We start from the raw sequence: 22,566 nt of genomic DNA, 5'->3' as shown, positions 1-22,566 counted from the left end.
CAGTGAGCACTCACGAGCACGAGCGCGGCGCCGAAGAGTCGCCGAGCGAGCCCCGCGGCGAGACCCGCGGCGGACCGCGCGGCGAGGACCGCCCGCCGGCGGCGCGCAACCAGTCCGCGTCGCTGCGTCGCGCCCTCGCCGTCCTGGAGGAGGTCCGCGACCACGCGGGCGCCGAGGGCCTGAACCTGACCGAACTCGCCGACGCGCTCGGCCTGTCCAAGAGCACCGTGCTGCGCCTGGCCCAGCCGCTCCTGGACACCGGCCTGCTCGCCCGGGACCGCCGGCACGGCCACTTCCGACTCGGCCCCGGCGCGCTCGCGCTCGGCCAGGCGTACCTGGCCGGCATCGACCTGCGCACCGCCGCCGCCGAGGAGGCGCACCGGCTGATGCGCGAGGCGGGCGGCACCGTGCACCTGTGCGTTCCGGACGCGCCGCACATCGTCTACATCGACAAGGTGGAGAACGAGACCGCCGTACGGATGGCCTCGCGGATCGGCAGCCGCGCGCCGATGTACTGCACGGCCGTGGGCAAGGCGATGCTCGCCTGGCTGCCCGAGGACGTGTTCGCGCAGGTGGTCGACGCGGGCCTGCCCACCGTCACCGCCCGCACCCTCACCGACCCGGCGCTGCTGCGTACCGAACTGGCCCGGATCCGCAACCGGGGCTACTCGGTGGACGATCGGGAGAACGAGCCCGAGGTGCGCTGTGTCGCGGCGCCTATCTTCGATCACAACGACGTCGTGGTCGGAGCGCTGTCGGTCTCCGGCCTCACGTCCCGCGTCACCGCCGCGCGGGTCCGCGAACTGGGACCCGCCGTCGCGGGGGCGGCCCTCCGTGTATCGCGCACCCTGGGAGCGACCCGATGACCCTCGACTCGTACACCAAAGGCACCTGGCTGCCGTATGAGGAACTCACCGACGACGAACTCGGCGCCGCCGAGCACAGCCTGTTCGACGGGCCGTTCACGTGGCCGGTGATGGTCGCGCGCAAGTCCGCGCTGATCGCGAACGTGGCCACGATGAGCGAGTACACCGCGCGGCACGGCGTGTTGTTCGCGCCGCACGGCAAGACCACCATGTCGCCCGAGCTGTTCGCCGAGCAACTGGCCGCCGGCGCCTGGGGGATCACCGTGGCGACCGCGAACCAGGCGCTGGCCGCGCACCGGTTCCGGGTGCCGCGGATCCTGATCGCCAACGAGGTGCTGGACGAGAAGGTGCTGCGCTGGGCCGCCACCCGGCCGGACCTGCTGTTCTACGTGGACTCCCGGGCCGGCGTCGAGGTCGCCGCGCGGGCGCTGGCGGCGGTGCCCGGCGGGAGGTTGTCGGTGCTGGTCGAGCTGGGTCGCCCGGGCGGGCGGACCGGCTGCCGCGGCATCGCCGAGGGCGTCGAGCTGGCCCGGGTCGCGGCCGAGGTGCCGGGGCTGACCGTCGCGGGTGTGGCCGGCTACGAGGGTGGCCTGCCGGACGCCGCGGCGGTGTCGGAGTGGATGCGCGAACTCGCCGGGCTGGCCGACGCGATCGCCGACCTGGTGCCCGGGACGCCGATCGTCTCGGCGGGGGGCAGTGCCTGGTTCGACGCGGTCGTGGACGTGCTCGCGCCGGACGGCAAACCGCTGCCGGACCGCACGATCATCCTGCGCAGCGGCGCCTACGTCTCGCACGACGACGGCTTCTACACGCGCGTGACGCCGTTCGCCAGGCACCCCGAGGAAGGCTCGCTCGCGGCCGCCCTGGAGGTGTGGGCGCAGGTGCTCTCCGCGCCCGAGCCGGGTCTGGCCGTGCTCGGCGCGGGCCGCCGCGACGTGCCGTTCGACCAGGACCTGCCGATTCCGTTGCGGGTGCGCGCGCTGGACGGGACGATGCGCGAAGCGGGGGACGCGCGCGTGGTCAAGCTGGACGACCAGCACGCCTACGTCGACCTCGGCGGCACCACGATGGCCCCGGGCGAGCTGGTCTGCCTGGGTATCTCGCACCCCTGTACGGCGTTCGACAAGTGGCGCGCGGTGCCGGTGGTGGACGACGACCACCGCGTCGTGGACGTCCTGAACACCCACTTCTGAACACCCGCTTCCGAACACCCGCTTCTCAGCCCCACCGGTCGGGTCGCCGCGCCGGCGACCCGACCCTCGATCCACCGCCGAGCCGTCCCGAATCCGAAAACCCGACCCGACTCCGAACCCGAGCGCGAACCCGGTTCGGAACCCGACCCCGAATCCGATGCCACCGATGACGCGAATCACGCGAGAGGACATCATGACCGCCGAACCCCGGGAAGCCCCGGACGTGGTCACGCTCGGCGAGACCATGGTGCTGCTCACCGCGCCGCACATCGGCCCGCTGCGGCACGCTCGCACGCTCGACGTCGCCACCGGCGGGGCCGAGAGCAACCTGGCCATCGGGATCACCCGACTGGGCCGGCGGGCCGCCTGGATCGGTCGGGTGGGCGACGACGAGTTCGGCCGGCTGGTGCTGACCGTGCTCGGCGGCGAGGGGCTGGACACCCGCGGCGCGGTCGTCGACCCGGACGCGCCCACCGGACTGATGGTCAAGGCGCGGCGCACCAGCGCGGCCACCGACGTGCGCTACTACCGCGCGGGCAGCGCCGGTTCGCGGTTGTGCCCGCAGGACGTGGATCCCGCGCTGGTGCGCTCGGCCGGGATCCTGCACATCACCGGCATCACCCCCGCACTGTCCACGACCGCGCGCGCGGCGGTCCGCGCGGCCGTGGCCGAGGCGAACGCGGCCGGCGTCCCGGTCTCGCTCGACCTGAACTACCGCAAGGCGCTGTGGTCGGCCGAGGACGCGGCGACCGAACTGCGCGCGCTGGCCGCCGGCGCGGACATCGTCTTCGCCACCGAGGACGAGGCCCGCCTGGTGCTCAAGGCGCCGGAGCACACCCCGGTGCTCGACCTCGCGCGCGAACTCGGTGCGCTGGGCCCCACCCAGGTGCTGCTCAAGCAGGGCTCGCGCGGCGCCGTCGCGGTCGTCGACGGCCGGCCGCACGAGGTGCCGCTGCACCGGGTCGACGCGGTCGACCCGGTGGGCGCGGGCGACGCGTTCGCCGCCGGCTATCTCGCCGAACTGGTCGAGGGCGGCTCGGTCGCCGCCCGGGTGGCCACCGCCGCCGCGGCCGGCGCGTTCGCGGTCACCGTGCCCGGCGACTGGGAGGGCCTGCCCCGCCGGGACGAACTGCGGCTGCTGCACCAGGACGACGCGGTCGCCCGCTGAACCGCCGGCCCACATCACATCCACCCGCACGAACGAACGAACCGATCAAGGAAGCGAACACCCATGGCACACAAGGAAATCCGCACCGACGCCGCGCCCAAGCCCGGTGGCACGTACTCGCAGGGCATCGACGCCGGCGACTTCGTCTACACCGCGGGCATGGGCCCGATCGACCCGGCCACCGGCGCGACCGTGGGCGACGACGTGGCGACCCAGACCCGCCAGGTGCTGGACAACCTCAAGGCCGTGCTGGCCGAGGCCGGCCTGGACTTCAGCCACGTGGTCAAGGTGACCACCCACCTGGAGCACCTCAAGCGCGACTTCGCCGGCTACGACGAGGTCTACCGCGAGTACTTCACCGCGCCGTACCCGGTGCGCACGACGGTCGGCTCGGACCTGATGAACATCCTGGTCGAGATCGACGTGGTGGCCCGCCGCCCGTGACCTCGGGCCGCGCGGTCGGTCACAGTGGCTGGAGGAATTCCAGCCGGTTGCCCACCGCGTCCTGTGCGTAGCACCTGCGGTGGCCGGGGAACTCGCCGTCCGGGACGACCTCGGTGCCGTTCGCGGTGAGTGCGGCCATCACCTCGTCCAGGTCGGTGACCAGGATGCCGGGATGCGCCTTGCGCGCGGGTCGGAAGTCGGCCTCGACACCGAGGTGGATCTCCAGCGTGCCGGCCCGCACCCACAGGCCGCCGCGCGCGGCCAACACCGGCGGCTTGGCCACCTCGGTCATGCCCAGGACGCCGAGGTAGAAGGCGCGGCACGCGTCCTCGCTGCCGGCCGGGATGGCGAGCTGTACGTGGTGCAGGGCGTAGGTCGTCATGCGCGGATGCCTACCCCGGCGCCGCGCCGCACCGAACCCCGGTTCGAGGCCGGGGCGTCCCGGTCCGAAGCCGGCCGCCGGGTTCGATCCGGGCCGCCGCCCGCCGCCCGTCGCGGCACATGACACGGCCCCGCTCGATGCGTGGAAGAACGCACCGAGCGGGGCCGAAGTGTTTGTCAGCCGCCGTCGACGTCAGCTTGCGTTGATGCAGGTGTTGCCGAAGGCCGGGTTGATGGCGGCGATGATGTTGACGGTGTTGCCGCAGATGTTGACCGGAACGTGAACCGGAACCTGGACGTTGTTGCCGGAGAGCACGCCGGGCGAGCCCACGGCCGCGCCGTCCGCCTCGGAGCTGGCCATGGCGGGCCCGGCAGCGCCCGCGAGAGCGGCGCCCACGGTGGCGGTCAGGACTGCGGCCTTGGCGATACGCGACATCTTGTGTCGGTCCTTTCGGTTCGTACAAGTTCCACCCGCGGCGGGTGGATCCTGAACAACGCGCCAACCTGCCGTCGGATACGGCGACACCGCCGAACGAGCGGTCGCGATCGGCGAAGTTACGCCGGATGGGCGGCGGCGCGCAGCCGCAGAGCCAGTTCGTGGGCCACCTGCGCGAGTTCCGCGGGCGCGGTCGCGGCCAGCGCGCACAGCACGTCCGCGGACGCCTCGGCGACCGCGCGCGGCACCGTCACCGGCGCCAGCGCGTCCAGCACCGAACGGGTACGCGCGGCGACCGGCGCGGGTTCGGCCGGCTGCGACACCGGCCCGGCCGAGACCGGCGCGCCGGCGCCCGTACCGCCGGCCGTGGCGGCGGGATCGCCTTCCGGCCCGGGACCGGGAATCAGGCTGCGCAGACCTCGGGGCACGGCGGGCACTGTCATTCCACGCAAGTTAGCCCAAGCGCCGCCCCGAGTTTCCCTCGCGGGCGCGATATTCGGCCATCGAAGGCGGATTCCCCCGGGGTTTCATCCTGGCGGGTGACGGCGCTGTCGGAATCGGCGGCTAACGTTCCCGCCAACCTGGTCACCGGCGCCGAGCGCCTTGTGCCGCTTGGCATTTGACGGGGTGTCACCGACATTCGCGAAGAGCTGTGGAGGGAACGATCGTGGGATGGATCCGGGCGGGCGACTATGAGGTCGCCGTGCAGGACGGCAAGGTGGTGTGCCGCAATGCCAAGGGGCGGCAACTGAAGTCGGTGCCCGGGAAACTCGTCGAGGACCCGGCCGTGGTGGGCCTGCGCCAGCTCGTCGAGTGGCTGGAGCGGCACGACCGTTCGTGCCTGGACGCGGTCGAGCGCTGGATGATCGGCTCGCTCCCGGTCCCGGTCGCGGTGTTGTCCCGGGTGTGGCCGGATCCGTCCTGGCAGCGGGTCCTGCGCGATCTGGTGGTCACCGCCGACGGCGCCGACGTGGCCGGATTCCTGCGCGGTGCGGACCCCGAGCGCGGCGTCGGCATCGTCGACCCCGACGGCGACACCGTCTACCTCGACGCGCGGACCGTGCGGATCCCGCACCCGGTGCTGCTGGAGGACCTGGAGGACCTGCGCGAGTTCGCCGTCGAACTGGGCGTCGAGCAGCGGGTGCAGCAGCTCTACCGCGAGGTGTGGCACCGACCCGCCGACCTGGACGGCACGCGCAGCGGCATCGAGGAGTTCTCCGGCGGGCGCTACGACCAGTTGCGCTTCCTGATCGGCCGGGCCACCCAACTGGGCTACCAGGTGCGCGGCGGCCAGGCCGTGTGCGCGGTGCTGGACGGAGACCGCGAGGTCGAGGCCCGGATGTGGCTGGGCGACTACGACGGCTACGAGTCGACCGAGACCGGCTCGGTCACCTGGACCGAGGGCGGCAGCACGCTGACCCTGGACCGGGTTCCGCCGGTGGCCTGGTCGGAAGGCATGCGCATGGGCGCCGCGCTGTACGCGGGCCGCACGATCGAGACCACGGAGGAAGCGGCATGAGCACCACCCCCGACCCGTCCCGCGTGCTGCTGGACGCCGGCGGCATCCTGCCCGCCGACACCCTGACCGGCGACGACATCGACACGCTCACGGTGCGCACCTACCTGCACCCCGCGTTCGAGGACCGCCCGATCGTCCGGCTGGTCCCGGCGACGCTGGGCGAGGCCGAGGACCTGGCGCTCGGCTTCCTGGGCCTGGCCCGCGAACAGGACGCGCCCGAGGTCGGCCAAGTCCGCCGCGAGGCGCTCGGCTTCCCGGCCTGGGCCCTGGTCAACGACCCGGCGAACGGCCACCACGCGCTGGCCCTGGTCCGCGACATCGAGCGGCTGGACCGGCAGGCCAAGGCCAAGCCCGGCGCGGCCAAGGACGGCTTCGACCAGCTCGCGACCCGACTGGGCCGGGCCGTACCGCACTTCCTGCCCACCTTCCACGAGCAGGCCGCGCGGATCTTCCTCAAGCACGACAACACGACCTACGCGTCCGCGTTCTTCGGCAAGGCCCGCGAGGCCGAGCGGGTGCACAACCTGCCGATCGAGGAGGAGCGGCTGCGCGCGGTCTTCCTGGAGTTCGCCTTCGCCGGCGCGCTGACCGCCAAGGCGCTCAAGGAACACGCCAAGGCACTGTCCGCGCGGCTGGGTCCGGTCGAGGCGTGGGCGCAGTTCCGCCAACTCGCGGTCGAGCGCTGCACCGCGGGCATGCCGCCGTACGCGGGCCTGGCCGAGGACGCCCGCGCGTTGATCCGCGCGGCCGGCGGCGACCACACCGCCGAGGAGCACGCGCTGCTGCGCGAACTGCTCGCCACACCCGCGATCGGCCGCGCGCCGCTGTCCTTCTGGAAGGTCAACCGCAAGCCGATCGCGGCCCTGGCCGCCGCCGAACCGGAGACCCGGGTCCGGCTGCTGGAGATCCTGCCCACCCCCGGCGGCTCGACCCCGGACGCCGAACTCGACGACCTGTGGCTCGACCTGCTCGCCGAAGCCGGAGTCCTGGACCTGCTGGTCGGCGGCGATCTGGTCGCCGGCGCCCGGGCCCAATGGGTCACCCGCTGGTCCACGCACCGGCAGCGCGGCTGGCGCCACAACGCGCGCAGCGAGCGCACCACGAAGCTGCTCGCCGAGATGGCCGACGCGCTGCGCGCCGAGGCGGTGCCGATCGACCTGTTCAGTGGCAACGGCTGGCGCTCCAGCGCGGACATCGACCTGCTCGACACGGCCCTGGCCGAGGGCATACCGCTGGCCGACCCGGACCCCAAGGGTTCGATCGACCTCGGCGAATGGTGGAACGACCAGGCACCGGGCCGCAGTGAACTGGCCCACGTCGCCGCCGACGAGCGCTACACCGCCCTGCTCCAGACCGCGATCGGCGGCCTCAAGGGCAACCACCACGCGGCCACCGCCGCGCACCCGGTGCTGCGCGGTGTGCTCGCCCGCTGGCTGACCGAGCAGGGCGCCCGGGTCACCTCGGCGGCCGGCCTGCCCACCGCCGATCGCGAGTTCAAGGTGTTGAACGAGTTCCGCGAGGTGGTCGAGGACGTCACCCCGGACCTGGTCGCCCGGATCCGCGCGTTCGACGCCGTCGCCCTGCTGACCACCACGCTGCGCGCCGGCGTGTACGACGAGCTGGGCTGGCCCGCGCTGGAGGAGGCCGTCGAACTCTTCGGCCGCAAGAGCGAGATCCGGGTCGACGAGGCGTGGCCCGCGCTGGTGCTCTCCTCCGACAAGCGCGCGATCGTGGTCGGCCCCGAGGGCATCCTGCTCGACCACGAGCCGCGGCTGCCCAAGGAGCGCACCTCGTGGCAGCGCCCCGCGTTCCGCTACGTCGACGGACAACTCCTGGTCGCCTGGTACAACAAGGACTACGACTGGGAGGCGTACTGGTCCGGGCGCCCGACCGAGACCTTCCCGCTCACCGGCGAGAGCCCCAACGGCGGCTCGGACACCAATCCGATGCTCTCCCTGGCACTGCCCGACGGCGGTCGCACCACCGGCGGCCGGCCGCTGTACGCCGGCGACACCAAGCTGCCGCCGCGCCGAGGCGTGCTCACCGACGGCACCACGCACTGGTCGCTCGACTACGACCGCAGCGACCGCAAGTGGACCGAGTACGACCCGGCCACCGGCATCCACGGCCGGGCCTCGCTGCCCGCCCCGTTCGCCGCCGCGGTCGCCGACGGCGGCGCGCTGGTGGCCGACCGATGCGAACTGCTGCCGCTGCTGCCCGGGCTGGAGAACACTCCGCTGGGCACCGACGGCACCCTGCTCGGCCGCTGGGTCCGCGTCGACGGCGACACGATCACCGCCGGCTCCGTGGACGGACGCACCGTCGCCGCGCCCGTGCGCAACCGGCGGCACTGGGACAACACGCCGCAGGAGGTGCCGATCGGCGCGCTGCGCCTGCCCGGCGGCGCGGCCCCGACAGCGGTCGTCGAGAGCGGCGGCAACGTGACGCTGTGGGCCGGTGACGTGCTGCTCGGCCAGTGCGGCCAACGGGGCGGCATCGGCGACCTGGCTCTGGGCAGCCGGATCGTCCCGCAGCCGGCGTTCTGGCACGCACTGCGCCCGCGCGACGAGGCCGGCTCGCTGGCCCTGCGCGCGCTCACCCCCGAGCGGGCCGCCGAGTTGGTCACCGAGGTGCACGCGGACCATGAGCGGGCGATGGCCGAGTACACGATCGCCAAGAAGTCCGAGGACAAGAACAAGCCGAGCCGGCCCGACGCGGTGCGGATCGCGCCGGTGCGCCGACTGCTGCCCGAGATCGGCCACGCCGGCCTCGTGCGCTGCGTCGCCGGGCTGGCCGCGGACACCTCCCGACTCGCCCGCAAACTCCGCGACTTCGGCAAGGTCACCGTCAAGGAGCGCAAGGCCCGCGTAGTGCCCACCGGCCCCGCGCACGGCCAGGACGCCGAACTGCGCCCGGCGCTCGCCGGGATCGCGCGCAACGGCCGATACGGCTACCACGGCACGGGCCCGGCCGCGTGGACCACGCTGAACCACATCACCGCCGTGGCCGAGGTGCTGGCCCGCACCGACGGCCCGGCCGAGTGGACCACCGAGACCGACCGGCTCGCCGAACCGCACATGTCCTGGCACGACCTGCTCGACCATCGCGCCGCGATGCTCGCCCGCGCGCTGTCCCCGTTCACCTCCCAGGAGCACCGCGCGTCGCTGCTCGTGGCACTGGAGGCGCTCGCCGCCGGCCCGCTGGGCACGCCCGACGGGACGCTGCGCTCGGTCACCCTGTGTGAGCCCAGCCGCAAGAAGGGCGAGGACAACAAGCGCCGGGGCCGGGTGATCCGCCGCGGCGACCGCACCATCGTGATCCTGGACAGCCAGTACACCTACGGCAACGACAAGGAGCACTGGATCGCGCTCGACCACGACCCCTCGGGGACGTTCGCGGCGATCGACGGCTTCACCACCCACGAGGAACACCGCTACGTCGAGCCGATGTCCCCGGAGCGGGTCGCCGCCGTGGTGCGCGGGATCCGCGAACACGGTCCGGTGACCTGGCGGCCGGAGGCGGTCACCGCTCTGATGGAGGGCACCGGCCTGGGCCGGGCCGAGGCGAGCCTGTTGCTGACCGGACTGACCGCCGACGACCTGGACAAGGACCAGCGGGCCCTGCTCCGGCTCAAGGTGGCCGAGATCGACAGCGCCCGCTCGCAGTTGGACCGGCTGGAGAGCACCGAGCGGGCCGGCGTGCTGGGCGCGCTGATTCCCGAACGCCCGGAGGACATCCACACCCTGTGGACCACGGGTTGCGACATCGAGGCCGGCTGCCGCGCCTGGAACACCGCGTTCGGCCGGGTGCTCCGGTTGCCCGAGGACGTCGCGGCGGACGTCCGGGGCCTGTCCGCCGCCTCGTTCGAGAGCGTGCTCACCCCGGAATCGTGCAAGTGGATCACCGGCACCTCCACCCACACGGTGGACAAGGACGGCCGCCTGCGCGCCTCCGACGGTGAAGCGGTGCCCAGCGGCCACGGCCTGAACGCCACGGTGACCGCGCTCGCCTGGCTCGCCTACCGGCTGCCCTACGGCGACCCGCTGCGCGCGCACCTGCCGCACGTGCTCGGCCTGCTGCGCACCCGACTGGCCGACCCGGGCCTGGTGTTCGACCTGGACATCGAGTACGCGGAGCGCGGCCCCACCGCGGCCCTGCTGCGCGAGGCGGTCGGACTGCCCGCCACCGGCGGCGCCGACCCGGACGGCGTGCTCCGGCTCGAGGACCGCTTCTGGCTGCGGCCCTGGTACGGCGAGAGCGAGTTCGCCGAGGTCCGACCCGCCGGCTTCACCGGTGCCGACGACCCGTGGTTCGACCGGCTGATCGCCCTCCGGGGCAGCAACGACTCGACCAACTTCAAGTCCTTCCGCCGGATCCTGGACCCGGCCTTCGAGGAACTGCTGCGCGCCGACGGCCCGCCCGGCATCCAGCAGGACCCGGCGTACGCGGTGCCCGACCTGCTCGCCGAGGTGGCCAAGACGCACGGCATCGGCGAGGACGCGGCGGTCCTGTACCTGCAACTGCTCGCCCTGCCCGACCCCACCGACCGGCACGTCGCCCGCTGGACCGGCTGGAAGCCCGCGCGCCTGAAGAAGGCGCGCACCGAACTCGCGGGCACCGACCTGGTGATCGAGGCCAAGCGCTCGCGCGCCGGCCGCACGCTGTTCCTGCCCGGCGGCTGGAGCGCGCTCAAGACCCCCGCACTGCCCGTGGAGACCTGGAAGGAAGGGCTGTACGCGCAGCCCACCCACACCACGATCGTGCCCGAATGCCCGGTGCCCGAACTGTTCCACCGGGCCTGGCGGCGGGTGCGGGACGGCGATGCGCCAGGCTTCGAACAACTCGTCACCCGCACCACCCGGAAGGGCCGCCGCTGATGGCAACCGCAACCGAACCCGCCGCGAGCGGGCGCCAGGTACAACCCCCCGAGGACCTGTACGCGAGCGAACTCGCCTTCCTGGCCGCCTACGACCGCGGCCCGCGCCCGCCGGCCTGGCGGCTGACCCCGCGCGCCGTGGTCACCTTCGTGATGGGCAGCGGCGACGAACTCAAGCTGCGCGAACCGGTCGAGGGCCTGCCGCGCACCCTGACCATCGGCGCCAAGTTCGTCGGCGAACGCGCCCTCGTCGAGCGCTGCGTGGTCACCCTCGCCGGCGAACGCGGCCTGCTCCTGGTCGGCGAGCCCGGCACCGCGAAGTCGATGTTGTCCGAACTGCTGGCCGCCGCCGTGTGCGGCACCAGCGGGCTCACCGTGCAGGGCACCGCGGGCACCACCGAGGACCAGCTCAAGTACGGCTGGAACTACGCGCTGTTGCTCGCCCAGGGCCCCAGCCGGGGCGCCCTGGTGCCCTCGCCGGTGCTCACCGCGATGACCACCGGCGGGGTGGCCCGGATCGAAGAGGTCACCCGCTGCCTGCCCGAGGTGCAGGACGCGCTGGTGTCGCTGCTGTCCGAGCGCCGGATCGCGGTGCCCGAACTCGCGGGCGGCGCCGACGCGCAGGTACACGCCGCGCCCGGCTTCACCCTGATCGCCACCGCGAACCTGCGCGACCGGGGCGTCTCGGAGATGTCCGCCGCGCTCAAGCGCCGGTTCAACTTCGAGACCGTCGGCCCGATCGGCGACCACGACGCGGAGATCGCGCTGGTCCGCCGCCAGGCCAAGGCCGCGGTGGAGCGCACCGGGACCGCCTACGCCGTCGACGACACGGTCCTGGAGGTACTGGTGACCGCGTTCCGCGACCTGCGCACCGGCCGCTCCGCCGAGGGCTGGGAGATCGAACGCCCCTCCACCGTGCTGAGCACCGCCGAGGCGGTCTCGGTGGCCTCCTCCCTCGCGCTGGCCGCGGCCTACTTCCCGGGCGACCGGGACGTGTTGAGCCTGCTCCCGGGACACCTGCTCGGCGTCGCGAAGAAGGACGACCCGGCGGACGCCGCCCGGCTCCTGTCCTACTGGGACGCGGCGGTGCGCCGCCGCGCGGAACACGGCTCGGCCACCTGGCGCACCCTGTGGGACCTGCGCGGAGTCCTGGAGGGCTGACGAGGTGTCGACCACACGTACGGACGGGCCCATCGACGAGGCCCGTCCCGCCGCCGAGCGCCTGGCCGCGTCCCGGCAGCCCTATCTGATCGGCGTGCGCCACCACGCCCCCTCGCTCGCCGCCGCCGTCCCGGCCCTGCTGGACGCGGCCCGCCCCGAGGTGCTGCTCGTCGAACTGCCGCACGAGGCCGCGCCCTGGCTGGAGTGGCTCGCGCACGAGCACACCCGGGCGCCGATCGCGCTGGCCGGGACCGGCCCGAACGGGCTCGGCTTCTACCCGTTCGCCGACTTCTCGCCGGAGCTGGCCGCACTGCGCTGGGCCGCCCGCAACGGCGTGCCGGCGATCCCCTGCGACCTCCCGCTGGGGCACCCCGGATGGGACCGCACCGACCACGTGCCCGCGGACGCCGGCGACGGCGACGGCTCGGTACACGGCGGCGCGGTACACGGCGCGGGGACACTGCACGCCGCGCTGCGCGACCGGCTCACCGGTCGCGCCGGCGACGACCTGTGGGACCGGCTGGTCGAGGCCACCGCACCCGGCTCGCCCGCCGAGGCGATCCGCCGGGCGGCGCTCACCGTCGGCTGGGCACTGCGCCGCGACGCGGGCACCGTGGACCCGGTGGACCTGCGCCGCGAGGCGTGGATGCGCGCCACCGTGCGCGAGGCGACCGCCGGCGGCGCGCGCGCCGCGGTGGTGCTCGGCGCGTTCCACGCGCCGGCCCTGCTCGACGAGGACGCCCTGCTCCACGAGGACACCGCCGCGCCCGGCGCCGAGATCGCCGACGTCACGATGTCGCTGATCCCGTACACCTACCCGCTCCTGGACGCGCGCTCCGGCTACCCGGCCGGCATCCGCGACCCGGAGTGGCAGCAGAGTGTGCTGGAATCCGGCGGCGATCCGGGCGCGCTGCACGAGGCGCTGATCGCGGCGGCCGTCCGGATCTGCGCCGAACTGCGCCGCCAGGGCCACCCCAGCGGGCCGGCCGACGCCCGCGAGATCGTCCGGCTCGCGGGCGACCTGGCCAACCTGCGCGGCCTGCCCGCGGCGGGCCGCGGCGAACTGCTCGAGGCGGTGCAGACGGTGCTCACCCACGGCGAGCCGCTGGGCCGGGGCCGCTCGGTGGCCCGTGCGCTCGAACACGTCCTGGTCGGCACCCGGGCCGGGCGCCCCGCGCCGGCCGCGCCACGCAGCGGCCTGGGCCCCGAGGTCGAACGCCGGATCGCCGAACTCGGCCTGCCCGGCCCCGCCGACCCGGCCGAACGCGACCTGCGCCTGGACCCGTTGCGCAGCGACCTTGACCGGCGCCGCGAACTGCTCCTGCAACAACTGACGACCTGTCGGATCCCGTACGCCGAACCGGTCGCGGTGGTCGGCGCGGGCGGCGCGGACGCGGTCACCACCCGCTGGCGGGTGCGCTGGACACCGTCCGCCGCGGCCCTGCTGGACGCGGCCGGCATGCGCGGCGTGACCCCCGAACAGGCGGCCGAGGGCACCCTGCGCGCACGGCACCGGACCGAACTCGACGAGGGCGGCCCCACCGCCGAACAGATCCTCACCGGGCTCGAACGCGCGGCCGCGTGCGGCCTGAGCGAACTCACCGCGACCCGGCTGACCGAAACCGCCGACACCCTCCCCGGCATCGCCACCCTCCCGAACCTGCTCACCGCGCTGACCCTGACCGACCGCATCCACGCGGGCCACCTGGGCGTCGCACCGGCGCCCGAGGCCGCACCCGCGTCCGAGCCCGAGGCCGCCTCCGGGTCCGAGCCGGGCAACGACGCGCCGGACGCCGACCCGACGACGTTCGACCCGAAGGCGTTCGACCCGAAGGCGCTCGACCCGAAGCCCGGCGCCGTCCCCGGTGGGGCTCCCGAGATCACCCGGACCCTGCTCACCGCCGCCGTCCGCCACCTCGACGGCGTGGACGGATCCGACGATCCCGCCGACGCGCGAGCCCTGGCCGATCTGGCCGGGCGCGCCGACGCGTTCGGCGGACTGCGGCTGTCCACCGGACTGGCCCGGCTGGCCGCCGACGGTTCGCCGCTGATCTCCGCCGCCGCCGGCGCGATCCGGGTCCTGCTCGGGCACGAGGACGCGGCCGTCCTCGGCGACCGGATCGGCTCCTGGATCGACACCGCGACCACCCCGGCGGCCCGCGCCGACCTGACCCGCCGACTCACCGGCCTGCTCACCGCGGCCGGCCCGCTGCTGCAAACCGGCGGCCCGGTGCTGTCGGCGCTCTTGGACCGCGTCGACACCCTCGCCGACCGCCCGTTCCTGGAGCGCCTCCCGGCGCTGCGCGGCGGCTTCGACACGCTCAGCCCCGCGGCCCGCGACCGGGTACTGGACGCGGTGGCCGACCACCTGGGCGACCGGGTCGACACCGACACCGACCCGATCGAACTGGCCCGCTGGACCGGCGCCGACCTGGCCGCCCGCGAAGCCCTCACCCGACGCGGCCTGCTACCCCCGCCCGAACCCACCGCCGGCGCGCCGCGAGGCGGGATCGGCTCACCCGACGCGGTGACACCGCGGCCTTCGAGTTCCGCGCAACGGACGGGCGGGTGGGCACAATTCCCGGCCGACCGAACCGCGACCCCGCCACCCGCCCACGACCTCCCGAGCTCTCAGCGCTGGAAGCTCATCCTCGGCCGCCGGTCCGACCGCCTCCCGGGCAGCGCCGCCCGGATGGCCACCGCGCTCGACGAGCTCTACGGCACCGGCCGAGGCGAAGGCGCCCGAGGCGACCTCGGCGACGGCGATCGCGGCGGCCGGGAAGCCCCCTACCCGGGCGTGCGGGAATGGTCCGAGGAACTGATCGCCCTGTTCGGCCCCGCCGTCCGCGAGGAGGTGTTGGCCGCCGCCGCGGCGGCCGGGCGCACCGACGTCCTCACCCACCTCGACCCGGCCGCGGCCCGCCCCTCCGTGGACCTGCTCAAGACCGTCCTGGCCCACGCAGGCGGCCTCCCCGAGGGCAAACTCGCGCTGCTGCGCCCGCTGATCGCCCGGATCGTCGCCGAGCTAACCCGCGAACTCGCCACCCGCCTGCGCCCCGCCCTGACCGGCATCACCACACCCCGCCCGACCCGCCGCCCCGGCGGCGCGCTCGACCTGCCGCGCACCCTCCGCGCCAACCTCACCACCGCCCGCCGCGACACGGAGGGCACCGTGGTCGTGGTCCCGGAGCGGCCGATCTTCAAGACCCGCGCGAGCCGCAGCAACGACTGGCGGCTGATCCTGGTCGTCGACGTGTCCGGCTCGATGGAGGCGTCCACCATCTGGTCCGCGCTCACCGCGTCGATCCTGGCCGGCGTGCCGTCGCTGAGCACGCACTTCCTGGCCTTCTCCACCGAGGTGATCGACCTCACCGAACATGTGCACGACCCGCTCGGCCTGCTCCTGGAGGTGAACGTCGGCGGCGGCACGCACATCGCCGCCGGCCTGCGGGCCGCCCGCGAACTGGTCACCGTGCCCTCGCGCACGCTGATCACCGTGATCAGCGACTTCGAGGAGGGCTACCCGCTGGGCGGCCTGCTCGGCGAGGTGCGCGCGCTGGCCTCCTCCGGCTGCCACATCCTCGGCTGCGCGAGCCTGGACGACGCGGGCCGCCCGCGCTACTCCACCGCCGTCGCCGGCGGCCTCGTCGCCGCCGGCATGCCGGTCGCCGCCCTGAGCCCCACCGAACTGGCCCGCTGGGTCGGAGAGAAGGTCCGATGAGCACGCAGGGCCTGCCACCCGTCGCGCCGGACGTCACCGCCGACATCGTCGAGGCGCTCACCCCGCGCCTGCGCAAACGCCTGGACGCCGCGATCGGCAAACTCGCCGCGTGTGCGGTCGAACGCGACGGCGACACCGTGCGGATCACCGTCGGCGACGACGCCGAACTGACCCTGTACATCCCGACCGGGGCGGTCACCACCACCGCCGACCTGCGCTGCTCGTGCCTGCTCGCACCGGCCTGCGTACACCGCGCCGCAGCCGCCGCCTCGGCCCCGGTCGCCGAGGACACACCCGGCGCACCCGCCGGCTCCGAGACCGCGGACCCGGCCGGGACCGCGGCGCCGACCGAGGCGGCCGGCCCCGCCGACGCCGAATCCATCGGCGCCGAACCCGTCGGCCCCACCGCCGCCGAACGCGCCGCCGCCGACGCGCTGTGGACCGCCGGCGCCGCGATCGTGGACGCCGGCCTGGACAGCGCCGGCGCGGTGCTCCAGGCCGGCCTGCTGCGCGCCGCGCACACCGCACGCCTGGCCGGACTGCACCGGGCGTCCGCCGCCGCCGTCGCGGTGGCCACCGGGCTGCGCGGCGCCCGCGCCGACGACCCCGCGTACCGGCTCGCCGACCTGGTCGCCGCGCTGCGCGAACTGCTCGACGTCGCCCACGCGTTGCGGACCTCCACGGATGCGGCCGGGCAGCCGCTCGAGGCGCTGCGCGGCACCTCCCGCCGGGCCTACGCCGCGGCCGGTTCGCTGCGCCTGTACGGCCTGTTCACCGAACCGGTGCTGACCGCACGCGGCTTCGCGGGCGCGGTGACCACCACCGTGGACTCCACCGGCACGCTGCGCACGATCGGCGACGTCGCACCCGGCGGCGCCGAACGCGCGGTCGGCGCCGCGACCCGCGCGATCCGGGTCGGCGACACCTCCATCGACCCGGTCGCGCTCACCCGAGCGGGCCTGGTCGTCTCCGGCGCCACCGCTTCCGCGGGCGGCCGGCTGGGCGCCGGCCAGGGCGTGCGCGCGGCGCGGGCGAGCGGCGCGGCCTGGACCGAGGAGCCCCTGCGCGGCCTGTGGGAGGTCCCGCCGGCCGCCCAGGTCGACCGCGTGGTGGGTCATCGCGACCTGCCTCCCGACGACCGTCCCGCCGGCGCCGATCTGCTCTTCCTCGACGTCACCGTGCTCGGCACCACTCCCGGCGCCCGGGACCGGGTGCACGCCGCGTGCGACGAACTGGACGTGCACCTGCTGGTCGCGCACGCCGACCCCGCCTTCGCCTACCGGGACAACCTGCGCCTGCTGGCGACCTGCCCCGGCCTGCGGCTGCGGCTGATCGGTCGGCTCGAACCCGGCGCCGACCGCGCGGTCCGGGTGCTGGCGATCGGCGTCCCGCCGGGGGAGGGGCCCACCCTGCGGCTGACCGAGGAGCGGTTGGGCCGCATCGACCTGGGCCTGGACCGGCTGCACCGTGCCGACCTCCCCACCGCGGCGCCGGTCGGGACCCCGACCGGCGGGGCCGAGGAACCGCCGCCCGCCCCGCTGTACCTGATGCACCGTCACGTCGAACGCGCGATCAGCGGCGGCCGGCCGGTGCTCGCCCTGGCCGGCTCCACCGCCGGCGACACCGCCCGACTGCGCCGGGTCGGACTGACCACGGGGGCGGATCTGGTCGAGCGCCTCACGCACGTCGCGGCGGGCCGCGAACGGGATGTTTTCGGGCGTCTTCGCGCGGGCGACAACGACCTTTTGTCCGCTGCGTGGCTGGCCGCCGCCGTGTACGCGCAAACCGTCGAAGGGGCTCTGACCAGGGCTGTTTGGTCCACGGAGTAGTCGGGCCGGGGGCGTTGCGCCAATCGATTTCCGATCGGTGACGGGCAGCGTGTATGGTTTTCCTGCTCGCCCCAATAGCTCAGTCGGTAGAGCGTCTCCATGGTAAGGAGAAGGTCTACGGTTCGATTCCGTATTGGGGCTCAGACGATGGGATCCCCGCCTGGGAACAGGCGGGGGCCTCGTTGAGGCGGCGTAGCTCAGACGGTAGAGCAAGCGGCTCATAATCGCTGTGTCACCGGTTCAAGTCCGGTCGCCGCTACCAAGCGAGCCGATTCGGGGGAGACTCCGCATCGGCTGCTTTTGCTGTATTCACCCCTGACCGCAAGGAAGGCACTCCAGTGGCTGCCACCGACGTCCGCCCGAAGATCACGCTGGCCTGCGTGGAGTGCAAGGAGCGGAACTACATCACCAAGAAGAACCGGCGTAACGACCCGGACCGTCTTGAGATGAAGAAGCACTGCCCCCGCTGCAACGCGCACACCGCGCACCGCGAAACCCGCTAGGCGGTTCGCACCACGACACCGACGAGGCCACTCCCCGCAAGGGGGGTGGCCTCGTTGTCGTATTCTCCGCAACGTCGCCGGCACCGGCCCGCCTCCGCCGGCCCGCGACCCGCCGGCCCGCCCATCCATCCGCCCGCCCATCCATCAGGGAGACCCGCTTCATGCCGCTGGACGCGAAGTTCATCGGACGGACGTATCCGCCCACCGAGCCGTACGAGGTGGGCCGGGAGAAGATCCGCGAGTTCGCCGCCGCGATCGGTGACCCCGATCCCGCGTACAACGACCCCGCGGCGGCCAAGGCGCTTGGCCACCCGGACGTGATCGCGCCGCCGACGTTCGCGATCGTGGTCACGATGCGCGCGGCCGACCAGGTGGTGCACGACCCCGAACTGGGCCTGGACTACTCGCGCGTCGTGCACGGCGACCAGAAGTTCACCTACACGCGGCCGGTTCGCGCGGGCGACCGACTGACCGTGGTGACCACCGTGGACAACATCAGGTCCCTCGCGGGCAACGACATCCTCACCACGCGCGCCGAGGTGACCACGGTGGAGGGCGAGCACATCGTCACCGCGCTCTCGTCCCTGGTGGCCCGGGCCGCCGATTCGGAGGCCTGACCATGACCGCCAAGATCTCCTTCGACGACGTCGCGGTCGGCACCGAACTGCCCGCGCGCAGCTTCCCGGTCACCCGCGAGACCCTGGTCCGCTACGCGGGCGCCTCCGGCGACTTCAACCCGATCCACTGGAACGGCCGCTTCGCCGGCGAGGTCGGCCTGCCCGACGTCATCGCGCACGGGATGTTCACCATGGCCGAGGCCGCGCGCGTGGTCACCGACTGGCTCGGCGACCCGGGCGCGCTGATCGAGTTCGGTGTGCGCTTCACCAAGCCGGTCGTGGTCCCCGACACCGTCGACGGCGCGACCATCGAGGTCAGCGGCAAGGTCGCGGTGCTCCTGGACGACCGGCGGGCCCGGGTGGACCTGCTGGTCACCGCCGCCGGCGCCAAGGTCCTGGGCGTGCCCAGGGCCATCGTGCAGCTCGCCTGAGTACCGCCCCGGTCGGGTGATGCGAGAATCCAACGGTGCAGCCTGAAACCGACGCGCCTCTCGCCTCCCTGACCACCCTCCGCCTCGGCGGTCCGGCCCGTCGGCTCCACACGGCCACGACCACCGACGCGGTACTGGCGACCGTGCGCGCCGCCGACGAGCAGGGCATCCCGTTGCTCGTGCTCGGCGGCGGCAGCAACCTGGTCGTCGGCGACGACGGCTTCGCGGGCGACGTGCTGCGGATCGCCACCACCGGACTCCGTGTCGACGGCACCGATGTGAGCGTCGAGGCCGGCGTGCCGTGGGACGACGTGGTCACCGCCGCCGTCGCAGCCGGCCTGTCCGGCATCGAATGCCTCGCGGGCATCCCGGGCAGCGCCGGCGCGACCCCGGTGCAGAACGTCGGCGCGTACGGCCAGGAGGTCGCCGAGACGATCGCCTCGGTCGAGGTCTACGACCGCACCGAACGCGCCCCGCGCACGCTGACCCCCGCCGAGTGCCTCTTCACCTACCGGCACAGCGTGTTCAAGGGCGACGACCGCTACGTGGTACTGCGGGTGCGCTTTCGACTGCGCGACGACGCGGGCCGCTCGGCGCCGATCCGGTACGCCGAACTGGCCCGCACGCTCGGCGTCGAGCCCGGCGAGCGGGTCCCGGTCGAGGCGGCCCGCGCCGCGGTGCTCGGCCTGCGGCGCGGCAAGGGCATGGTGCTGGACCCGGCCGACCACGACACCTGGAGCGCGGGTTCGTTCTTCACCAACCCGATCCTGACCCACGACGCCTTCGCCGACCTGACCGCGCGGGCCGCGCGACACCTGGGCCCCGACGTCGCCCCGCCGCGCTACCCGTCCGGCACCGACCACGTCAAGACCTCCGCGGCCTGGCTGATCGAACGCGCCGGCTTCCCCAAGGGCTACGGGCGGGGCCGGGCGCGGATCTCCACCAAGCACACCCTGGCCCTGACCAACCGGGGCCAGGCCAGCACCGAGGACCTGCTCACCCTGGCCCGCGAGGTCCGGGACGGCGTGCACGCGACCTTCGGCGTCACCCTGATCAACGAACCGGTCCTGATCAACGCCAAGCTCTGACCGCTCCGGCCGCCCGAAGCCCGCGCCCCCGCCGGCTCACCCGACCGGCGGCCGGGCCGGAACCAGGTCCGGCGCCTGAGCCGGCGCGGCGCCCGGCGCCGCCAGCCACCCGTCCACCCCGTCCAGCAACGCCCGCTGCACCTGCGCCGGTGCCACCGACCCGAGGATCGACTGCCGGGCCAGCTCGGCCAACTCCGGGTCGGTGAACCCGTGTTCGTCCCTGGCCAGCTCGTACTGAGCGGCCAACCGGGACCCGAACAACAACGGATCGTCGGCGCCCAGCGCGATCGGCACCCCCGCCTCGAACAGCCTCCGCAGCGGCACGTCCGAGACCTTGTCGTAGACGCCGAGCGCGACGTTGGAGGCCGGGCACACCTCGCACACGATCCGCCGCCGCGCCAGCAGGGCCATCAGCTCGGGATCCTCCACCACCCGGATCCCGTGCCCGAGCCGGCGCGCGCCCAACACGTCCACGCATTCGCGGATGCTGCGCGGCCCGTCCAGTTCGCCACCGTGCGGGTTCGCGAACAACCCGGCGTGCCGGGCGATCTCGAAGGCCCGCTCGAACGCGGGCGCGCGGCCCCGCCGCTCGTCGTTGGACAACCCGAACCCGACCACGCCGCGATCGGTGTACTGCGCGGCGAGCCGGGCCAGCGTGCGCGCCTCCAGTTGGTGCTTGGTGCGATTGGCCGCGATCACCACGGCGATCCCGATCCCGGTCGCCGCGCGGGCGGCCTCCACCGCGTCCAGCACGATCTCCACCGCAGGCGTCAGTCCGCCCAGACGGGGCGCGTACGAGGTCGGATCCACCTGGATCTCCAACCAGCCCGACCCCTCGGCCCGGTCGTCCTCGGCCGCCTCGCGGACCAGCCGATGCATGTCGTCCGGGGTCCGCACACACGAGCGCGCGATGTCGTACAGCCGCTGAAAGCGGAACCAGCCCCGCTCGTCGGTGGCCCGCAATCGTGGTGGTCGACCCGAGGTCAGCGAGTCGGGCAGCCGCACTCCGTGCAGATCCGCCAGTTCCAACAGGGTTTCCGACCGCATGGATCCCGTGAAGTGCAGGTGGAGATGAGCCTTCGGGAGGGTGCGGACATCGCGTGCGGGACGATCCATCCACAGATCATGGACCACCGGTCCCGCCCACGTGAGGGGTACCGCGGATGATCCCCCTGAAGGAGAGCGGAAACTTCGGAGGCCGGCGCGTGAACGCCCCCGCGTCCGCCCGCGTCCGGGACCGACGCGAAAGGGCCGCCGCCCGGTCTCCCGCGCGACGGCCCCGCGGTGGGCGAACGCCTACTCGGCCTCGCCCGGCAGCCGCGCGATCCGCCCGACGCCCTCGACCAGGTCGTGGTCGCCGAGCGCGTAGGACAACCGCAGGTAGCCCGGGGTGCCGAAGGCCTCGCCCGGCACCACGGCCACCTCGACCTCGTCCAGGATCAGGTTCGCCAACTCGGCCGAGCTGTTCGGGCGGGCGCCGCGGATCCTTCGGCCCAGCACCCCCTTGACCGACGGATACACGTGGAAGGCGCCCTTGGGCTCGGGGCACTCGACGCCCGGGATCTCGTTCAGCATCCGCACGATCGTGCGCCGGCGGCGGTCGAAGGCCACCTTCCCGCCCAGCGCCCGATCGCCTCGGTCCGCGCCCGCGAGTACACCGCGCCGGTCGGGTTCGACGGCGACACGAACACCAGCACCTTGGTGCGCTCGGTGCGCGCCGCCTCCAACTGCTCGACGGACACCGGATAGCCGGTGGTCTCGTCGGCGACCACGTCCACCGGGACCCCGCCCGCGAGCTTGATCGACTCCGGGTAGGTGGTCCAGTACGGCGCCGGCACCAGCACCTCGTCGCCCGGGTCCAGGAGGGCGGCGAACGCCTCGTGGATGGCCTGCTTGCCGCCGTTGGTGACGAGCACCCGGTCCGGCTCCACCGCCAGGCCCGAGTCGCGCAGCGTCTTGGCCACGATCGCGGCCTTCGGCTCCGGCAGCCCGCCGGCCGGGGTGTACTGGTGGAACCCGGGCTCGCGGCACGCCGGGACCGCCGCGTCCACGATGTAGTCGGGTGTCGGGAAGTCCGGCTCGCCGGCGCCGAAGCCGACCACGGGGCGACCGGCGGCCTTGAGCGCCTTGGCCTTGGCGTCGACCGCGAGCGTCGCGGACTCGGCGATGGCGCCGACGAGGGCGGAGATCCGACGCCTGGACGCGGGCACGGACGCGGAACCGGAGGTGGGCGCCGTCATGCCCGGCATGGTGCCATTCCCCTCCCACCGGGGGCACACGGAAAACGGGCCGGGGGGCGCCCGACGGCCGGCCCGCACGGCACGGGTTCGACC

17 protein-coding genes, 2 tRNA genes and 1 pseudogene are annotated in these 22,566 nt (G+C 74.1%); 15 read left to right on the top strand and 5 right to left on the bottom strand.

What is annotated here, in order from left to right; translation table 11 throughout:
* Nucleotides 1–2: 2 nt before the first annotated feature.
* The 4 genes from ACWCPW_RS13785 to ACWCPW_RS13770 all read left to right on the top strand — a co-directional run bounded on the left by ACWCPW_RS13785 (nucleotide 3) and on the right by ACWCPW_RS13770 (nucleotide 3,671).
* Nucleotides 3–866 carry an IclR family transcriptional regulator gene (locus ACWCPW_RS13785; protein WP_449761724.1) on the top strand — a complete coding sequence of 288 codons (864 nt, stop codon included), beginning with the start codon at nucleotides 3–5 and terminating at the stop codon, nucleotides 864–866.
* Entirely contained in the window at nucleotides 863–2,059 is a 1,197-nt protein-coding gene (locus ACWCPW_RS13780; RefSeq protein WP_449761723.1) for an alanine racemase, read from the top strand. Before ACWCPW_RS13785 ends, ACWCPW_RS13780 begins: the two co-directional genes overlap by 4 nt.
* Nucleotides 2,060–2,225: 166 nt before the next feature.
* The gene (locus ACWCPW_RS13775) at nucleotides 2,226–3,227 is read left to right on the top strand and encodes a sugar kinase (RefSeq protein ID WP_449761722.1); all 1,002 of its coding nucleotides are present in this window, start codon (nucleotides 2,226–2,228) and stop codon (nucleotides 3,225–3,227) included.
* A 63-nt stretch (nucleotides 3,228–3,290) separates the two neighbouring features.
* Entirely contained in the window at nucleotides 3,291–3,671 is a 381-nt protein-coding gene (locus ACWCPW_RS13770) for a RidA family protein (RefSeq protein ID WP_020549267.1), read from the top strand.
* Nucleotides 3,672–3,690: 19 nt separating this feature from the next.
* Here ACWCPW_RS13770 and ACWCPW_RS13765 read toward each other — a convergent pair whose 3' ends face one another.
* The 3 genes from ACWCPW_RS13765 to ACWCPW_RS13755 form a co-directional block, all read right to left on the bottom strand.
* Nucleotides 3,691–4,053, bottom strand: coding sequence for a VOC family protein (locus ACWCPW_RS13765; protein WP_449761721.1), 363 nt, complete (start codon nucleotides 4,051–4,053; stop codon nucleotides 3,691–3,693).
* 192 nt (nucleotides 4,054–4,245) lie between these two features.
* Complete coding sequence (locus ACWCPW_RS13760) at nucleotides 4,246–4,488, bottom strand: chaplin (protein ID WP_449761720.1); 243 nt, start codon at nucleotides 4,486–4,488, stop codon at nucleotides 4,246–4,248.
* Nucleotides 4,489–4,607: 119 nt separating this feature from the next.
* Complete coding sequence (locus ACWCPW_RS13755; protein ID WP_449761719.1) at nucleotides 4,608–4,931, bottom strand: hypothetical protein; 324 nt, start codon at nucleotides 4,929–4,931, stop codon at nucleotides 4,608–4,610.
* A gap of 224 nt (nucleotides 4,932–5,155) precedes the next feature.
* Between ACWCPW_RS13755 and ACWCPW_RS13750 the strand changes: the two genes are divergently transcribed.
* From ACWCPW_RS13750 to ACWCPW_RS13700, 11 genes are all read left to right on the top strand, one after another.
* The gene (locus tag ACWCPW_RS13750) at nucleotides 5,156–6,007 is read left to right on the top strand and encodes a DUF4132 domain-containing protein (protein ID WP_449761718.1); all 852 of its coding nucleotides are present in this window, start codon (nucleotides 5,156–5,158) and stop codon (nucleotides 6,005–6,007) included.
* Entirely contained in the window at nucleotides 6,004–10,884 is a 4,881-nt protein-coding gene (locus tag ACWCPW_RS13745) for a hypothetical protein (protein ID WP_449761717.1), read from the top strand. Before ACWCPW_RS13750 ends, ACWCPW_RS13745 begins: the two co-directional genes overlap by 4 nt.
* Nucleotides 10,884–12,044, top strand: coding sequence for an ATP-binding protein (locus tag ACWCPW_RS13740; RefSeq protein WP_449761716.1), 1,161 nt, complete (start codon nucleotides 10,884–10,886; stop codon nucleotides 12,042–12,044). Before ACWCPW_RS13745 ends, ACWCPW_RS13740 begins: the two co-directional genes overlap by 1 nt.
* A gap of 4 nt (nucleotides 12,045–12,048) precedes the next feature.
* Entirely contained in the window at nucleotides 12,049–15,765 is a 3,717-nt protein-coding gene (locus tag ACWCPW_RS13735) for a vWA domain-containing protein (protein ID WP_449761715.1), read from the top strand.
* Nucleotides 15,762–17,594 (top strand): hypothetical protein, encoded by a 1,833-nt coding sequence (locus tag ACWCPW_RS13730; protein WP_449761714.1) that lies wholly within the window; start codon nucleotides 15,762–15,764, stop codon nucleotides 17,592–17,594. The genes ACWCPW_RS13735 and ACWCPW_RS13730 overlap by 4 nt, the downstream gene beginning before the upstream one ends.
* A gap of 68 nt (nucleotides 17,595–17,662) precedes the next feature.
* Nucleotides 17,663–17,735 (top strand) — tRNA-Thr (locus ACWCPW_RS13725).
* A 45-nt stretch (nucleotides 17,736–17,780) separates the two neighbouring features.
* Nucleotides 17,781–17,856: transfer RNA gene (locus ACWCPW_RS13720), tRNA-Met, on the top strand.
* Between the two features lie 76 nt (nucleotides 17,857–17,932).
* A complete protein-coding gene (gene rpmG, locus ACWCPW_RS13715) occupies nucleotides 17,933–18,097 on the top strand; it encodes a 50S ribosomal protein L33 (protein ID WP_004571794.1) in 165 nt (54 codons plus the stop codon).
* A gap of 161 nt (nucleotides 18,098–18,258) precedes the next feature.
* Nucleotides 18,259–18,714, top strand: a complete 456-nt coding sequence (locus tag ACWCPW_RS13710; RefSeq protein WP_449761713.1) for an FAS1-like dehydratase domain-containing protein — start codon at nucleotides 18,259–18,261, stop codon at nucleotides 18,712–18,714.
* Between the two features lie 2 nt (nucleotides 18,715–18,716).
* A complete protein-coding gene (locus tag ACWCPW_RS13705) occupies nucleotides 18,717–19,145 on the top strand; it encodes a MaoC family dehydratase (protein WP_449761712.1) in 429 nt (142 codons plus the stop codon).
* Nucleotides 19,146–19,180: 35 nt separating this feature from the next.
* A complete protein-coding gene (locus tag ACWCPW_RS13700) occupies nucleotides 19,181–20,233 on the top strand; it encodes a UDP-N-acetylmuramate dehydrogenase (protein WP_449761711.1) in 1,053 nt (350 codons plus the stop codon).
* Between the two features lie 36 nt (nucleotides 20,234–20,269).
* Here the strand turns inward: ACWCPW_RS13700 and ACWCPW_RS13695 are convergent, their stop codons facing one another.
* Complete coding sequence (locus tag ACWCPW_RS13695; RefSeq protein ID WP_449761710.1) at nucleotides 20,270–21,349, bottom strand: adenosine deaminase; 1,080 nt, start codon at nucleotides 21,347–21,349, stop codon at nucleotides 20,270–20,272.
* Nucleotides 21,350–21,529: 180 nt separating this feature from the next.
* Nucleotides 21,530–22,473, bottom strand: a pseudogene (locus ACWCPW_RS13690) (aminotransferase class I/II-fold pyridoxal phosphate-dependent enzyme).
* Nucleotides 22,474–22,566: the final 93 nt, after the last annotated feature.

The organism is Embleya sp. NPDC001921 (assembly GCF_053594475.1).
Note: the sequence above shows the minus strand (reverse complement) of the source record. Positions and strands in the feature narration are given on the sequence as shown.

Coding starts and splice junctions, on each gene's coding strand:
- ACWCPW_RS13780 (WP_449761723.1), top strand. CDS start 863: ATGACCCTCGACTCGTACACCAAAGGCACCTGGCTGCCGTATGAGGAA.
- ACWCPW_RS13775 (WP_449761722.1), top strand. CDS start 2,226: ATGACGCGAATCACGCGAGAGGACATCATGACCGCCGAACCCCGGGAA.
- ACWCPW_RS13770 (WP_020549267.1), top strand. CDS start 3,291: ATGGCACACAAGGAAATCCGCACCGACGCCGCGCCCAAGCCCGGTGGC.
- ACWCPW_RS13765 (WP_449761721.1), bottom strand. CDS start 4,053: ATGACGACCTACGCCCTGCACCACGTACAGCTCGCCATCCCGGCCGGC.
- ACWCPW_RS13760 (WP_449761720.1), bottom strand. CDS start 4,488: ATGTCGCGTATCGCCAAGGCCGCAGTCCTGACCGCCACCGTGGGCGCC.
- ACWCPW_RS13755 (WP_449761719.1), bottom strand. CDS start 4,931: ATGACAGTGCCCGCCGTGCCCCGAGGTCTGCGCAGCCTGATTCCCGGT.
- ACWCPW_RS13745 (WP_449761717.1), top strand. CDS start 6,004: ATGAGCACCACCCCCGACCCGTCCCGCGTGCTGCTGGACGCCGGCGGC.
- ACWCPW_RS13740 (WP_449761716.1), top strand. CDS start 10,884: ATGGCAACCGCAACCGAACCCGCCGCGAGCGGGCGCCAGGTACAACCC.
- ACWCPW_RS13730 (WP_449761714.1), top strand. CDS start 15,762: ATGAGCACGCAGGGCCTGCCACCCGTCGCGCCGGACGTCACCGCCGAC.
- ACWCPW_RS13710 (WP_449761713.1), top strand. CDS start 18,259: ATGCCGCTGGACGCGAAGTTCATCGGACGGACGTATCCGCCCACCGAG.
- ACWCPW_RS13705 (WP_449761712.1), top strand. CDS start 18,717: ATGACCGCCAAGATCTCCTTCGACGACGTCGCGGTCGGCACCGAACTG.
- ACWCPW_RS13695 (WP_449761710.1), bottom strand. CDS start 21,349: ATGGATCGTCCCGCACGCGATGTCCGCACCCTCCCGAAGGCTCATCTC.